This is a genomic window from Klebsiella sp. 2680, assembly GCF_900198535.1.
GTDB lineage: Bacteria > Pseudomonadota > Gammaproteobacteria > Enterobacterales > Enterobacteriaceae > Klebsiella > Klebsiella indica.
The window spans coordinates 1,096,233-1,111,942 of sequence record NZ_FZNJ01000001.1; the positions used below are offsets into that span (position 1 = coordinate 1,096,233).

Annotated in this window: 14 protein-coding genes; 5 read left to right on the forward strand and 9 right to left on the reverse strand. The window is 57.5% G+C overall.

Going from position 1 to position 15,710, the window contains the following annotated elements:
- The first annotated feature begins 10 nt into the window (after positions 1-10).
- On the forward strand, positions 11-700 hold the full coding sequence (gene mtnC, locus FN037_RS05280) for an acireductone synthase (protein WP_138360724.1): 690 nt from the start codon (positions 11-13) through the stop codon (positions 698-700).
- Positions 697-1,239 (forward strand): acireductone dioxygenase, encoded by a 543-nt coding sequence (locus FN037_RS05285; protein ID WP_138360725.1) that lies wholly within the window; start codon positions 697-699, stop codon positions 1,237-1,239. Before mtnC ends, FN037_RS05285 begins: the two co-directional genes overlap by 4 nt.
- A 51-nt stretch (positions 1,240-1,290) precedes the next feature.
- Here FN037_RS05285 and FN037_RS05290 read toward each other — a convergent pair whose 3' ends face one another.
- On the reverse strand, positions 1,291-1,902 hold the full coding sequence (locus FN037_RS05290) for a methylthioribulose 1-phosphate dehydratase (protein ID WP_142501682.1): 612 nt from the start codon (positions 1,900-1,902) through the stop codon (positions 1,291-1,293).
- A gap of 273 nt (positions 1,903-2,175) precedes the next feature.
- Positions 2,176-3,225 carry an NAD(P)-dependent alcohol dehydrogenase gene (locus FN037_RS05295; protein ID WP_138360727.1) on the reverse strand — a complete coding sequence of 350 codons (1,050 nt, stop codon included), beginning with the start codon at positions 3,223-3,225 and terminating at the stop codon, positions 2,176-2,178.
- A 102-nt stretch (positions 3,226-3,327) separates the two neighbouring features.
- On the opposite strand from FN037_RS05295, the gene FN037_RS05300 reads away from it, so the two are divergent.
- Positions 3,328-3,726, forward strand: coding sequence for a winged helix-turn-helix transcriptional regulator (locus FN037_RS05300; protein WP_138360728.1), 399 nt, complete (start codon positions 3,328-3,330; stop codon positions 3,724-3,726).
- A 225-nt stretch (positions 3,727-3,951) separates the two neighbouring features.
- Here the strand turns inward: FN037_RS05300 and mtnA are convergent, their stop codons facing one another.
- Positions 3,952-4,980: an S-methyl-5-thioribose-1-phosphate isomerase gene (mtnA, locus tag FN037_RS05305; RefSeq protein ID WP_142501683.1), complete on the reverse strand. Its 1,029-nt coding sequence runs from the start codon at positions 4,978-4,980 to the stop codon at positions 3,952-3,954.
- A 102-nt stretch (positions 4,981-5,082) separates the two neighbouring features.
- Here mtnA and mtnK point away from each other — a divergent pair, with 102 nt between their 5' ends.
- A complete protein-coding gene (gene mtnK / locus FN037_RS05310) occupies positions 5,083-6,282 on the forward strand; it encodes an S-methyl-5-thioribose kinase (RefSeq protein ID WP_142501684.1) in 1,200 nt (399 codons plus the stop codon).
- A 92-nt stretch (positions 6,283-6,374) separates the two neighbouring features.
- Here the strand turns inward: mtnK and FN037_RS05315 are convergent, their stop codons facing one another.
- The 4 genes from FN037_RS05315 to FN037_RS05330 all read right to left on the reverse strand — a co-directional run bounded on the left by FN037_RS05315 (position 6,375) and on the right by FN037_RS05330 (position 11,281).
- Positions 6,375-7,616 carry an LVIVD repeat-containing protein gene (locus tag FN037_RS05315; protein ID WP_142501685.1) on the reverse strand — a complete coding sequence of 414 codons (1,242 nt, stop codon included), beginning with the start codon at positions 7,614-7,616 and terminating at the stop codon, positions 6,375-6,377.
- An 82-nt stretch (positions 7,617-7,698) separates the two neighbouring features.
- Complete coding sequence (locus tag FN037_RS05320; RefSeq protein WP_138360732.1) at positions 7,699-8,763, reverse strand: sugar ABC transporter substrate-binding protein; 1,065 nt, start codon at positions 8,761-8,763, stop codon at positions 7,699-7,701.
- 20 nt (positions 8,764-8,783) lie between these two features.
- On the reverse strand, positions 8,784-9,782 hold the full coding sequence (locus FN037_RS05325; protein ID WP_138360733.1) for an ABC transporter permease: 999 nt from the start codon (positions 9,780-9,782) through the stop codon (positions 8,784-8,786).
- Entirely contained in the window at positions 9,779-11,281 is a 1,503-nt protein-coding gene (locus FN037_RS05330) for a sugar ABC transporter ATP-binding protein (RefSeq protein WP_142501686.1), read from the reverse strand. Before FN037_RS05330 ends, FN037_RS05325 begins: the two co-directional genes overlap by 4 nt.
- A 160-nt stretch (positions 11,282-11,441) precedes the next feature.
- Here FN037_RS05330 and FN037_RS05335 point away from each other — a divergent pair, with 160 nt between their 5' ends.
- Entirely contained in the window at positions 11,442-12,530 is a 1,089-nt protein-coding gene (locus FN037_RS05335) for an oxidoreductase (RefSeq protein WP_142501687.1), read from the forward strand.
- Between the two features lie 778 nt (positions 12,531-13,308).
- Here FN037_RS05335 and FN037_RS05340 read toward each other — a convergent pair.
- Together FN037_RS05340 and cstA are read right to left on the reverse strand one after the other, a co-directional pair.
- A complete protein-coding gene (locus tag FN037_RS05340; protein WP_138360022.1) occupies positions 13,309-13,506 on the reverse strand; it encodes a YbdD/YjiX family protein in 198 nt (65 codons plus the stop codon).
- A gap of 54 nt (positions 13,507-13,560) precedes the next feature.
- Positions 13,561-15,666, reverse strand: coding sequence for a pyruvate/proton symporter CstA (gene cstA / locus FN037_RS05345; RefSeq protein WP_142501878.1), 2,106 nt, complete (start codon positions 15,664-15,666; stop codon positions 13,561-13,563).
- Positions 15,667-15,710 lie beyond the last annotated feature (44 nt).

Genomic DNA, 15,710 nt, shown 5'->3' on the forward strand with positions numbered 1-15,710 from the left:
TGGAGAACTCATGATCCGCGCTATCGTGACCGATATTGAAGGCACCACCAGCGACATTCGCTTCGTCCACAACATCCTGTTTCCGTACGCCCGCGAACGCCTGGCCCCTTTCGTCACCGCTCAGCAGTTTGTCGAGCCGGTAAAGACCATTCTCGATAACCTGCGCGAAGAGATCGCCGAACCTGCCGCCACGACAGAACGGCTTATTGCTACCCTGTTTGCTTTTATGGATGAAGATCGCAAATCCACTGCCCTGAAGGCGCTGCAGGGCATTATCTGGCGCGAAGGCTATGTCAATGGCGACTTCACCGGACACATTTATCCTGACGTTCTCCCGGCACTGGAAAAGTGGAAATCACAGGGCATTGATTTATATATATATTCATCAGGCTCCGTTGCTGCGCAGAAATTGTTATTTGGCTACAGCGCTGAAGGTGATATGACTCATTTATTCAACGGCTATTTCGATACCCGGGTAGGCGCCAAACGTGACGTGCAGTCCTACCGTAATATTGCTGAACAGCTGGGACATCCTCCTGGCGCCATTCTGTTCCTGTCCGATATCCATCAGGAACTGGATGCCGCAGAAGAGGCTGGTTTCCATACCCTGCAACTGGTACGGGGCGACCGCGATCCAGCCAGCCACCACCCACAGGTTCAGCATTTTGACGACATTCATCCGGAGCAGATCCCAGCATGAGCGCATTAACTATTTTTTCTGTTACAGACCCGCAAAACCACCGCTGGCACAGCAGCGACGCCGCCGAGATCCAGCAGCAGCTCAACGCCAAAGGCGTACGTTTCGAGCGCTGGCAGGCTGACCGCGATTTAGGCCCGGCGCCAACCCCGGAAACGGTGATTGCCGCCTACCAACACGCCATTGATAAACTCGTTGCCGAGAAAGGCTATCAAAGCTGGGACGTGATCAGCCTGCGGGCGGATAACCCGCAGAAAGCGGCGCTACGGGAAAAATTCCTGAATGAACATACCCATGGAGAAGACGAAGTGCGTTTCTTCGTTGAGGGAGCCGGTCTCTTCTGCCTGCATATTGGCGATGAAGTTTTCCAGGTACTGTGCGAAAAGAACGATTTAATTTCCGTTCCCGCCCACACGCCGCACTGGTTTGATATGGGTTCAGAGCCTAACTTCACCGCCATTCGCATCTTCGATAACCCGGAAGGCTGGATCGCCCGGTTTACCGGCGACGACATCGCTAACGCCTACCCGCGTCTGGCGTAACGCCGGGATTCCACCGACGGAATCACTCCGCCGGTGGAGAACAATACCGGCTTATTCACCCGCGTATCTGCGGCGCATCAGCTCACACTCGAACAGGAATTCCAGTCCTTCCAGTTGACGACGGGCCTCGTTGATATCTTTTCCCCAGCAGGTCAGACCATGACCGCGCAGCAGAAAGCCGTAACGCAACGGGTTGGTTTGCGCATAGTCTTCAATGCGCGCCGCCAGCGCGTCGATATCCTGATCGTTATCGAAAATCGCCACCGGTACGGTATCAAGATGACTGTGCTGACCGGTCAGGGTTTTCTGCATTTCGTAGCCCTGTAGCGACAGGGTGGCGCTTTTTTCAATGCGCGACAGTACGGTCGCATTGACGGTATGAACGTGCAACACAAAATTAGCTTCCGGGAACAAACGGTAGACCAGTGTATGCAGGCCCGTTTCAGCGGAGGGTTTTCGCCCGGAAGGGGCTTTATTGCTGGCGATCTCGACCTGAAGGAAATCTGCCGACGTCAGGCTGCCTTTATCGCGCCCGGACTCGCTGAGCCAGCACCAGGTCTCATCCTGACGCGCCGACATATTGCCGCCGGTGGCCGGTGCCCAGCCTTTCGCTCCGATCCAATGACAGGTGGTGACCAGTTGCGCGACTCTTTCTTGCCACATAGCAGTTCCTCAGTTTAGCGATGTTATATTTAGCCATCTAAATGGCTATTCATCCGATACTAACATCGCCGGACCAACGGAACAATATTTCATAAAAAGCACACATTAATAATAGTTATATCAAAAACACATATCAAATTACTGTTTTTCACAGTGAAGTCACCGTGAATTTTCATGACGTCAATATTACCGGCTGCAGACAGGTAAAAAAGCGGGAAATTATGTGGTGGAGAGGACACAAAATGCGCCCGCAGAAACCGGGCGCATAAGTGGTTACAGGGCCGTCGCGGCCATATCAATCACAAAGCGGTATTTCACCTCTCCCTTCAACATCCGGCTGAACGCCGCTTCGACGTCCTCGCCGCGAATCATCTCCACGTCGGCGGTAATGTTGTGCTGGCCGCAGAAATCAAGCATCTCCTGAGTTTCCTGAATGCTGCCGATTGAGGTGCCGGTGATGCTCAGACGGCGGAACACCAGCGGCGTCACGTCCGGCGACGGATGCGGGCTATCGGGGATCCCCACCAGCACCAGACGACCGTTGGTTTTCAGGGTCGCCAGATACGGATCAAGGTCATGTGGCGCAGCGACGCAGTCAAGAATGATATCAAGGCTGGCAACACAGGCCGCCATCTGCTCGCTATCGCGGGAAACCACTACCCTGCTCGCGCCCAGACGCCGCGCGTCTTCGCCTTTTTCCGGCGAGGTCGTAAACAGCGTCACCTCCGCGCCCAGCGCGCTGGCCAACTTAACCGCCATATGCCCCAACCCGCCAAGACCAATTACTCCGACGCAGTCCCCCGGCTTCACACCGAAGTGGCGCAGCGGCGACCAGACGGTAACGCCCGCGCACAGCAGCGGCGCGACGCCAGGCAGATCGAGATTCTCCGGCACGCGCACCACAAAGCGCTGGTCAACCACGATATTCTGCGCGTAGCCGCCGCGAGTCAGCTCACCCGTATAGCGATCTTTACCGTTATACGTTGGCGTAAAGCCCGCGTCGCAATACTGCTCTTCATGCTGTTGGCAGAACGCGCAATGACCGCAGGAGTCGACCATTACGCCAACCCCGACCAGTTGACCCGGCGTAAAGCGCGTTACCGCTTTTCCGCTTTGCCGGACCCGGCCAACGATTTCGTGACCCGGCACCAGCGGATACTGGCTGACGCCCCATTCGTTGCGCGCCATATGCAGGTCGGAGTGGCATACGCCGCAGTAGAGAATATCGATCAGCACATCGTTATCCTGGACATCGCGCAGGGAAATCTCCCCTACCCGCAGCGGCTGGTCGGCGGCGGTCGCCATCATTCCACGAATCTTCATCTTTACCTCAGATCTGGCTATAAAAGGGGCGCACACTATAGACACATGGCTTCCATATTGGTAGTAGTTACCATTTGGTTACCATAAAGAAAGGGAGCGAAAATGCCGGTTATCGTCGATGGCAAACTCTGTTTTTATGCCGATTCCGCCCCGCGACGGCTGATGGATCTTTTTTCCGTAAAATGGTCTTCCATGGTGCTGCACGCCCTGTGGCACTGGCCGAATCATCGCTGCCGCACCGCTGAACTACAGCGCAGCCTGCAGGGCATTTCCAAAAAGATGCTGATCCAGACTCTGCGCGAACTGGAGATGCGCGGGCTGATTAGCCGCCATGTATATCCTGTCGTGCCGCCAAAAGTGGAATATGAGCTGACCGGTTTGGGCAAAACCTTCGCCTGGCCCATCGAGCAGATGTATCAGTGGGGGCTGGAAAACCAGGCCGCGCTTGATGCGATGGAAGAACATTACCGGGCAGCGATGGAGAACGGCACCTCGTCCTGAAAACACGCTCATCTGCGGCTCTCGCCGGGCGATAAGGCGCCTGATGCGGGTCTGAACGGAACGGGCGGCTAATCAAAACCGACGAAGACAAAACCGGGTTCTGTTGCAGATTGCTGACAACGCCTTCTTCTGAAATTGCCCGGCGTCGCGTTTAGCCGCTTTACTGTTATCAATTGCGGCTGTCGATAACCCCGAACAACAACCGCTTCGCGCTTTAATCCCTTCTCAGGCTCTTTCTGGCGCGAACGCCCCGGCCGCCACCTGCTGCGGGGTCACCACGCCGCTATCCAGCACCCAGCCGCTAATCAGCGTCGCAGGCGTGACGTCAAATGCCGGATTGTAGACTTCAGCCTCTTTCGGCGCCCACTGAACCGCGCCGAAACTGCCGGTGACGCCAGTGACTTCCGCTGCGGCTCGCTGTTCAATGGGAATGGCAGCGCCGTTCGGACAATGGCGATCAAGGGTGGTCTGCGGCGCGGCGACGTAAAACGGGATCTGGTGATACTTTGCCAGTACCGCCAGCGAATAGGTGCCGATTTTATTCGCCACATCACCATTGGCGGCGATACGGTCAGCACCGACCCACACCGCGTCAACCTCTCCCCGAGCCATCAGGCTGGCGGCCATCGAATCGGTAATCAGCCGATACGGTACGCCCAGTTCCCCCAGTTCCCAGGCAGTCAGCCGCCCGCCCTGTAACAGAGGCCGGGTTTCATCCACCCACACGTTCGCCACTTTCCCCTGCTGATGCGCCAGCGCTATCACCCCCAGCGCGGTCCCCACTCCCGCCGTCGCCAGACCGCCGGTATTGCAGTGGGTTAACAGGCGGCTGCCCGGTGTCACCAGCGCGCTACCCGCCTCCGCAATGCGGGCGCAAAGTTGTTTATCTTCCTCGATCAGGCGCAGCGCTTCCACTTCCAGCGCCTGAGGATAGTTATCTTCCGCCAGCGTCAGCTTCATGCGGTCAAGATTATTCATCAGGTTCACCGCCGTCGGACGCGCGGCGCGCAGCGTCTCCAGCGCCCCGGACAGCTCGTCGCGGCTCAGCCCACGCTGAGCCAGCAGCGCCAGCAGCAGGCTGGCGGAGAGGCCAATCAGCGGCGCGCCGCGCACCCGCAGCGCAAGAATGTGATCCACCAGAAGGGGAACGCTATCCGCCGCCAGCCAGCGCTTTTCCTGCGGCAGGGCCTGCTGGTCAAGAATAAACAACTGATTTTCGCTCACCCGCAGGCTGGTGGTCTGTAGTCTCTGCATTTAGTTAAATCCCTGTTGCGTTGTTGTATCACATTGTGTCAGGATGGAATCCAGAAGTATAGACGTCTGAATGGCTTAATCAGAATTTTGAGGATCGAGGTAATGTCGCAATACCATACTTTCACAGCCAGCGATGCGGTGGCTTACGCACAACAATTTGGCGGACTCGAGAACCCGTCAGAACTGGTGTCCGCACAGGAAGTGGGCGACGGCAACCTTAACCTGGTGTTTAAAATTTTTGATACGCAGGGCGTTAGCCGGATTATTGTTAAGCAGGCCCTGCCCTACGTGCGCTGCGTGGGGGAATCCTGGCCGCTGACCCTCGACCGCGCCCGTCTTGAGGCGCAAACCCTGGTCGCCCACTATCAGCACTGCCCGCAGCACACGGTGCACATTGTGCATTTTGATCCCGAACTGGCGGTCATGGTGATGGAAGATCTCTCCGATCACCGCATCTGGCGCGGTGAGTTGATTAACAACGTGTACTACCCGCTCGCCGCCAGCCAACTGGGAGAATATCTGGCCCGGGTGTTGTTCCATACCAGCGACTTTTATCTGCATCCGCATCAGAAAAAAGCCCTGGTGGCGCAATTTATCAATCCGGAAATGTGCGAAATCACCGAAGACCTGTTCTTTAACGACCCGTATCAGGTTCACGAGCGCAATAACTATCCGTCCGCGCTGGAAGCCGACGTTGCCGCCCTGCGTGATGACGCGCAGCTCAAACTGGCCGTTGCCGCGCTGAAGCACCGTTTCTTCTCCCATGCCGAAGCGCTGCTGCACGGCGATATTCACAGCGGATCGATTTTCGTCGCCGAGGGCAGCTTTAAAGCTATCGACGCCGAGTTCGGTTATTTCGGCCCCATGGGCTTCGATATCGGCACCGCCATCGGCAATCTGCTGCTCAATTATTGCGGTCTGCCGGGGCATCTGGGCATTCGCGATGCCGCCGCCGCCCGCGAACAGCGCCTCTGCGATATTCAGCAATTCTGGAATACCTTCGCCGAACGTTTCCAGGCGCTGGCGGCGGAGAAAACCCACGACGCAGCGCTGGCTTATCCCGGCTATGCCTCCGCGTTTCTGAAAAACGTGTGGGCCGATGCGATTGGCTTCTGCGGAACCGAGCTGATTCGCCGCAGCGTCGGGCTGTCCCACGTTGCCGATATCGACACGATTCAGGACGAAGCCATGCGCCACGAATGTCTGCGCCACGCCATCGCCCTGGGTAAAACGCTGATTGTGATTGCCGGGCGAATCGACAGTGTCGAAGAGCTGATCGCCCGCATTCGTCAGCACGGTTGACGCGTTATCTGCCGGGCGGCGCCTGACGCCTTGCCCGGCCTACAGTCCGGGCGTTTACCCACCGGGTAATCACTGCGCCGCCCGGCAAAAAGCTACCCCAGATACTCAATCACCGACAGTCCGCCATTATAGTCGGTGCTGTAGATAATCCCCTGCGCATCGACAAACACGTCGCAGGACTGGATCACCCGCGGACGCCCGGGGCGGGTATCCATCATTTTCGCTGGCGCGGCGGGCACCAGCGCCCCGGTTTCCACCGGTCGATAAGGATTGGAAATATCGTAAGCACGCACTCCCGCATTCTGGTAAGTGGCAAAAATCAGCGTTGAGCTAATAAAGCTGCCAGGGCGGTTCTCATGCAGATTATGCGGGCCGAAATGCGCCCCTTTCGCCACATAGTCCGTCTCATCCGGCTGCGGGAAGGTGGAGATACTCACCGGGTTCGCCGGGTCGCGAATATCAAACAACCAGATCAGTTTCTCGCCGTCCTGCTGGTTATCCAGCACCGCCTCATCAAGCACCACCAGCAGATCCCGGTCCGGCAGCGGCAACGCGGTGTGCGTGCCGCCGCCAAACGGCGGGCTCCAGTTACGGTGACTAATCAGCTTCGGCTGAGTGCGATCTTTAATATCAAGCAGCGTCAGACCGCCATCGCGCCAGCTACCGTAGGCGGTATCCCCGGCGATAATCGCGTGGTGCAGCGCGTAGCGCTTACCTTCCGGCCACTGCGGGGTTTCGCCCGCCGCCTGATTCATTCCCGGCAGCCACCAGCGTCCGGCGACTTCCGGCTTGCGTGGGTCGGCCAGATCGATAGTCAGGAAGATGTAGTCGCTAAAACCGTCGATCAGCGCGGAAACGTAGGCCCAGCGTCCGCCGACGTACCAGATCCGATGAATACCGATCCCGTTCAGCGACAGAAAGCTGATTTCGCGCGGTGTATCCGGGGTCGAAATATCAAAAATCCGCAGCCCGGCGCGCCAGCCCCGATCCTGTACATCGCTGACCGTCTCGCCCACCGAGCGGGTGTAGTAAACCTTCTCATCGGCAAAGCGCGTATCGGCAAAAAGATCCCTTGCGTTGATCACCAGCAGTAGATCGTCGTGCGCCTGTAAATGGACGTTCCAGGTACCCGGCGGCGCGGCGATATAATTGACCGTGCGCGGATTTTTAGGATCGCGCACGTCCACCACTGAAAACCCCTGCGACACCATATGGCCAATATAGGCAAAGCCACGGTGCACCATCAACTGAACGCCGTCCGGACGTCCCCCCTGATCGCTGTGCCCAATCAGCCGCATATTACGGCTATATTCGGGACATGGTAATTCAGTCACCTTAAGCTCCTTTTGCCGGATGGCGGCTGCGCCTTATCCGGCCAACAATATCACTGGCCCGGTAAGCGCAGCGCCTGCGGGATTACTTGTTTTTTGCTTCCAGCGTAGCAAACCACGGGGCGACAAAATCTTCAGTCTGGCCCCAGCCCGGAATAATTTTCCCCAGCGAGGCGACGTTGACCGCCCCAGGTTGCGCCGCCAGCAGCGCCTGCGGAATCGCCGCCGCTTTAAAGTCGTAGGTCGCCGGGGTCACTTCACCGGCAATCTTATTGGCGATCAGGCGCACGTTAGTGGCGCCGATAAGCTTCGGATCCACCGCCACGCTCACTTTCCACGGGCTGCCGGGTTCGCGCATCAGTTGCAGATCCTGGTTGGAAATATCAATGCTGTAGAGTTTGATCTCAGTGCGACCATTCTCTTTCAGCGCCTTATAAGCGCCCTGGCTGAAAGCATCCCAGGTTCCCCAGATGGCATCAATTTTGCCTTTCGGGTATTTGGCTAAGATCGCGCCGACTTTGTTGGCGGTATCGCCCTGCACATCGGAAGAGACGGCGCCGATGGATTCCAGCTCCTTAATGCCGGGATTTTGTTTAAGCAGCGTCTGATAAGCGGCCTGACGACGCTCCATCGGCGGGAAACCTGCGACCCACAGTTTGATGATATTGGCTTTGCCGTGGAAATCTTTCACCAGTTGGCCAAACGAGAGTTCCGTCAGGGAAGCATCATCCTGCTGAGTCACGGTCACGCCAGGGATCTCGCCATTGATCGCAGTATCAAAGACCGATACTTTAATCCCGGCATCCACGGCTTTTTTCACCAGCGCGGTAGCATAGGGATCGCGTGCCTGAGAAAGAATAATGCCGTCATATTTCTGGCTGATGGCCTGGTTTACGAAATCCTGAAATTTGGCATCATCGCCATTGCTGAGGAAGGTGCTGATTTTAAAACCGAGCTTTTTCCCCTCCTGAATCGCTCCGGCGACAAACTGAGTGGTGTTATCGTCGGAACCGAGGTTACGGATCACCGCAATACGAATCGGGCCGTGATGTTCGGCAATCGCCGCCGGAACTGGCGCTGGCGTTTCAGCAAAGGCCGCCGCAGAATTAAACAACCCTAATGCGATGAGTGAAAGCGTTATCTTTTTCATAGTGTTTGCCCTGTAAAATGTTAGGTGCGGCGCTGAAAATAAGTCAGTGCAAGCGCGCCAGCCAGCACCAGCCCTTTAATAATGTCCATTGCGTAATACGGCACCGAGAGCATCACCAGACCATTGGAGAGCACGCCCAAAATCACCGCGCCTACCAGCGTCCCGAGGGCGTTCGGCTTACCGCTACCGGCCAGCGAGAAGCCGATCCATGCCGCCGCCACCGCATCCATCAGGTAGCCGCTACCGGCGTTGACCTGCGATGATCCAATGCGCGAGGCCAGAAGAATGCCGCCGAGCCCGGCCAGCAGAGACGCGATCACATAAGCCGCCACTTTGTAACGGGTGATCCGCAGGCCGGAGAGACGCGCCGCTTCCGGGTTGCCGCCAATGGCGTACATCCGCCGCCCGTGGGTAGTGAAAGAGAGCGCTAGCTGGGCGATGACGGTCACCACCAGCATAATGATGACAATCGTCGGCACCTGTCCCAGCAAACCGAACGCGGCTGGAATAGTGCCCTCTGCCATATCCCCGCTCGGCAGTACCATGTTTTCGGTGATCGACCCGCCATAGCTATAGGTCATCGCCACGCCCTGAATCACGAACAGACTGGCAAGCGTCGCCAGCATGTCGGGAATACGCAGGATCACAATCAGAAACGCGTTAAACAGCCCCACAAGAGTACAGAGTGCCAGGGTGACAACAATTGCCTCGGTGGCGCCAAAGCCGTGCCAGACAAAGAGTGAGATGACCAGCGCATTAGCCAGCGAGGCGGTTGAGCCCACCGAAAGATCAAAACCGCCGACCGTCAGCGAGATCGACACGCCGATGGCAATCACCGTCACAATAGCAATGGAGCGCAGGATATTGATAATGTTAAACGGGTCAAGGAAGTTGTCCGATGCCAGGCCAAAAACGGCAATCAGCAACACCACGGTCAGCAGCATGCCCCATTTGTAGAGAAAATCGAAAAATCGCTGACGGCCTGATACCGCCGCGTTAACTGTCAGGGCCTTGCTCACGCTGCTGCTCCTCCGGTGGAGTAATAAAGAATGTTCTCTTCCCGGGCCTCATCGCCCGGAATTTCTGCAACGATGCGCCCGTCCCACAGCACGCAGATGCGATCGCACAGGCCAACCAGTTCGGCGAATTCGCCCGAGGCGTAAATCACCCCTTTGCCTTCCCGCGCCAGACCATCAATCAGATTGAACAAATCCGTTTTCGCTTTCACATCAACGCCTTTGGTCGGCTCATCGAAAATCAGCACATTGGCGTTGCCGCGCAGCCATTTGCCGATCGCCACTTTCTGCTGATTGCCGCCGGAGAGACGTCGCAGGGTCTGCGCCGGTCCGGAAGTGCGGATCCCCACGCGGGCGATCACCTCTTCCGCCCAGTGCCAGGCCTGACGATGACCAAACAGGCTCCAGCGGGAGAAGCTGTTATCGGCGCTGACCGCCAGATTCATCGCCACCGGCTCTTCGATAAAGATCCCCTCTTTGCGCCGCTCTTCCGGCACCAGCGCCAGGCCGCGAGCCACCGAATCCGCTGGATCGCGCGGTCGCCACGGCTGGTTATTGAGTTCCCCGCGCGTCAGGCGACATTTGCTGGCGCCAAACAGCGCCTTACACAGTTCGGTTTTCCCGGCGCCCGCCAGCCCGGCAATGCCGAGAATTTCCCCTTTACGCAGACGCAGCGAGATCCCCTGTAGCAGCTTTTCGTCATGCAGACCGTCGATCTGCAACAGCACCTCATCGCTATGCGGGGGACGCTTCGGCGGGAAGATATCGCGGAGTTCATGGCCGAGCATCTTCTCGACGATCTGTTCGCCGCTCAGTTCAGCCATCGGCCCGCTCTCAACCAGGCAACCATCGCGCAACACCGTCAGGGTGTCGCAAATCGCTTTTAACTCATGAATGCGGTGTGAGATAAACACCACGCCAATACCCTGCTGCTGCAGGCGGCGAACCACCGCAAACAGGCGCTCGCTTTCGTTTTGGTCCAGCGGCGCAGTAGGCTCGTCAAGAATCAGAAAGCGGCAATGGTGAGACAGGGCGCGGGCCAGCAGGATTTGCTGTTTTTCCGCCAGCGAACAGCTCTCGATTGAACGCCGCACGTCAAGGGTGACGTCAAGTTGAGTCAGCGCCTCGCGCGCCAGCTGGCGCAGTCGCCCCCAGCGAAAGGCGATACCCGGCTCCGCCAGCCGGTCGAGCATAATGTTTTCCGCAATGCTCAGACCTGGCACCAGCGCAACATCGACCTCCTGCTGCACCAGATGAATGCCGAGCTGTTTGGCATCGCGCGGCGAACGAATGCTTACCGGATGATTGTTGATAATCACCTCACCTTCATAGTGGGCGTGCGTACCACATAGCACCGCCATCAGCGTGGATTTACCCGCGCCGTTGGCTCCGGTCAGCGCATGTACTGAACCGCCCTTCAGCGTGAAAGAGACGTTACTCAGCGCCCGAAAGCCGGAAAAAGCCAGGCTAATGTTTTGCATCTCAAGGCGATTGCCGGTCATCTCCTGTACCCTGTCGATTAATCTTCTGATTTAACGAATTTTTCATAGCTGCCCTTGACTGACAAATGCATAAAAGGCATAAGATAAAACGAAATATTATTAGCCATCCGGATGTCCAGACATAACATCAGGTTAGCGAAACAGAATAAGGACAACATTTATGTGTCATAGCGATATCCGCGTGGTCCCCGGCCCCGCCAACTACTACTCCCATCCCGGCAGCCTTACCCGATTACATGATTTTTACAGCGCAGAGCAGCTTTCACGCGCGGTGTGGGTTTATGGCGAGCGGGCTATCGCTGGCGCGCAGGCTTTCCTCCCGGATACCTTTAACGCAGTCGGTGCGAAAAAAATCTTATTTAAAGGGCATTGCAGCGAAAGCGATGTCAGCAAACTGGCCTGCGAGGCCGGCGACGATCGCTCAGTGGTAATTGGCGTCGGCGGCGGCGCGCTGCTGGATACCGCCAAAGCGCTGGCCCGCCGCCTCGGTCTGCCGGTGGTGGCGATCCCCACCATCGCCGCCACCTGCGCGGCGTGGACGCCGCTGTCGGTGTGGTACAACGATGCCGGTCAGGCGCTGCAATTCGAAATCTTTGACGACGCCAACTTCCTTGTTCTGGTGGAGCCGCAGATTATCCTCAACGCGCCGGCGGAGTATCTGCTGGCGGGGATCGGCGATACGCTGGCGAAATGGTATGAAGCGGTGGTACTGGCCCCGCAGCCGGAAACGCTGCCGCTCACCGTGCGCCTCGGCATTAATGGCGCGCTGGCAATCCGCGATGTGCTGCTGGAAAGCAGCGAAACCGCGCTGGCCGACCAGCAGCGCGGTGAACTCACGCAGACTTTCCGCGATGTGGTGGATGCGATTATCGCTGGCGGCGGTATGGTCGGCGGCTTAGGCGAGCGCTATACCCGCGTCGCCGCCGCCCATGCGGTGCATAACGGCCTGACGGTACTGCCGCAGACGGAAAAGTATCTCCACGGCACCAAAGTCGCCTACGGCATTCTGGTGCAGAGCGCCCTGCTCGGTCAGGACGAAGTGCTGGCACAGCTGGTGCAGGCGTATCAGCGCTTTAATCTGCCAACTACGCTGGCCGCGCTGGAAGTCGATATCAACAATCGTGAAGATCTGGATAAGGTGATTGCCCATACCCTGCGCCCGGTGGAGTCCATCCATTTTCTGCCGGTTGCGCTGAACGCCGAAACCCTGCGCGCCGCGTTTGAAAAAGTTGAGCGTTTCGCCGGTTAACTGCGTTGTTATACACGCCTCTGCCGCCCGGCGGAGGCGCTCGAATGCCCCCCGTAAAGACAATGCCGTTCACTTAAGCAAATCATCGGCGTTGTCTTCGGTTTTATTTGCCAGCGGCAATCGCATTATCGGTGGTTTAAACGAAAATCTAATTCGGTTGATTCACTAACTGAGCTGATACGGGCTGAAATATAAAGGATATAACTTTTTTTATGATTTTCAGCCTCTGAAAAGCCACTGACGAATAACGGACTCACCGCATGGGGGTTGGGCGCATCAAGGAAACCTGGCGGGAACGCAGGCGCGCATCCAGGACTGGCCGCCAGGACGGCGGCCAGAGGAAGGGTCGAGACAGGGACGTCGAGTCCCGCCCGGTCCGCCAGATGAAGCCGGAGTGGAGCGGACCGCGCAGCGGCAGGTTTTCAGCGCAATGCCGGGGGTGCAGGGGGACGGGCGAAACGTCCCCCTGCCCGTTCACACGCTGTGGATATAACGAATATCCTCGTATTACCCGTGAACGGAACAGGCCGCTGAATCAAATGGGTGAAAACGATGAATACGCCATGTTCGCCATAACCACCGATTAACAGAACCGCTCAGCCAGCCATAAACACAACTGACCGCCCTTAACTGATCCGCATTACCCATAAAGAGGATGTATCCGTCTTCGTGAACGCCGCAAGCGGTCGTTGGGCTGCGCCTTAAGGCGCGAACCGCACAGTCTGACGGGCCCGGATAAGCGGCAAGTCATGCAGAAGCGTGGCCTAACGCTTCCAGCCTAGCAGCACTTCGCGCCGCCTTTTCCACCGTAGCGCGCATCCTGACGTTCGCGGAAAAATTCCTCGTAAGTCATTGGTGTCTGCTCAGGATGTGTCGCACGAATATGTGCGACATAGTTGTCGTAATCCGGCACGCCGATCATCATTTTCGCCGCCTGACCTAAATATTTTCCCGCTTTCGAAAGGGTATCAAACATTTTCAACTCTCATAATCGCCCTCCTTCTCACAAAGAGGGCGATAAAGTCACGCCTTAGTGGGCACGTTTAACCTGAGTCACCAGGTTATCTGCATCAGCAGGCATCGCCTGGTAAGGGGTCTCTTTCGCCGTCGGTTTGTCCTCTTTCAGCGCCGCCAGCGCGGTCTTAATGGAGAACAGCGCCAGCACCACAACCACTACCATAAAGAAGATGGTCAGACCGGCATCCAGACGGTTGTTAAACACCAATTGCGCCAGTTGCGATTCACTGTACTGTGACGGGATATTACCGCTATCGATCATCGCCTGAAACTTATTAGCTATCGCCAGGAACCCGACTTTAGTATCGGGACTGAAGGATTTCTGCCAGCCCGCCGTCAGGGTACAAATCAGCAGCCAGGCGGTCGGCAACAGCGCCACCCACGCATAGCGCTGGCGTTTCATCTTAAACAGTACCACCGCACAGAGCATCAGCGCCATCCCTGCCAGCATCTGGTTGGCGATACCAAACAGCGGCCACAGGGTATTGATACCGCCGAGCGGGTCAACGACGCCCTGATGCAGGAAGTATCCCCACGCCAGCACGCACAGCGCCGTCGCCAGCAGGTTGGCTGGCAGGGAGCTGGTTTGCTTCAATCCGGGGCTGATTACGCCCAGCAGGTCCTGGAGCATAAAGCGCGCCGCCCGCGTTCCCGCATCCACCGCCGTCAGGATAAACAGCGCCTCGAACAGAATCGCGAAGTGATACCAGAACGAGACGTCCATCAGGCCGCCCAACGCACCGTGCAGAATATAGGCCATCCCCACCGCCAGGGTCGGCGCGCCGCCCGCACGGGAAATGATCGACTGTTCACCCACTTCGTTGGCTATCTGGTGGAGCGTATCCGGCGTCACCGTAAAGCCCCAACCGCTTACCACCTGCGCCGCCGATGCCACCACATCGACCACACCTGCCGGCGCCAGCACCGCCATCGGACTGTTCATCGCAAAGTAGACGCCCGGATCAATAACACAGGCCGCCACCAGCGCCATAATCGCCACGAAGGACTCCATCAGCATGCCGCCATAGCCGATAAAGCAGGCTTGCCCTTCATTGGCCAGCATTTTCGGCGTGGTGCCGGAAGAGATCAGGGCATGGAAGCCGGACACCGCGCCGCAGGCAATGGTAATAAACAGGAACGGGAACAGATCGCCGCTCCACACCGGGCCGGTACCGTCGATAAACTTAGTCAGCGCGGGCATGGTCAGGGTCGGGCGCATAATCAGGATACCAATCGCCAGCCCCACGATGGTGCCGATTTTCAGGAAAGTAGAGAGGTAGTCCCGCGGAGCCAGCAGCAGCCACACCGGCAGCACAGCGGCAATAAAGCCGTAACCCACCAGAATCCAGGTTAACTGCACGCCGGTATAATCAAACCACGGCGCCCAGGTGGGGCTTTCCGCCACCCAGCCGCCGGAAATGATGGCGAATACCAGCATCACCAGACCAATCACCGACACCTCGCCAATGCGGCCGGGACGCAGATAGCGAATATAAATACCCATGAAAATCGCCAGCGGAATGGTGAAGGCCACGGTGTAGGTTCCCCACGGGCTGTGGGTCAGCGCTTTCACCACGATCATCGCCAGCACCGCGAGGATAATCACCATAATCATAAAACAGGCCACCAGCGCCAGTACACCAGCGGCCGGGCCCATCTCTTCTTTCACCAGTTCGCCGAGCGAACGCCCGTCGCGACGGGTGGAAACGAACAGCACCATAAAGTCCTGTACCGCCCCGGCCAACACGACGCCGGCGAGAAGCCAGATCATCCCCGGCAGGTAGCCCATTTGCGCCGCCAGCACCGGGCCAACCAGCGGCCCCGCTCCGGCAATAGCCGCAAAATGGTGACCGAACAGCACTTTTTTATCGGTCGGCACATAGTCGAGGCCATCATTGTGACGCACCGCCGGGGTCATCCGCGTCGGGTCGACCGACAGCACATTGTTGGCGATATACAGTCCATAGAAACGATAGGCGATCAGATAAACGCAGACTGCCGCGACGACAATCCATAGCGCGTTGATCTGTTCTCCACGATTTAGCGCGATATAACCAAGGGCAAAGGCTCCGATAACGGAGAGCAGTGTCCAGATGAGGTATTTCCCTGAATTATTCATCATTGTGTTCCACAGGTAGGATAAGCAGGATGTTACAATTTGTT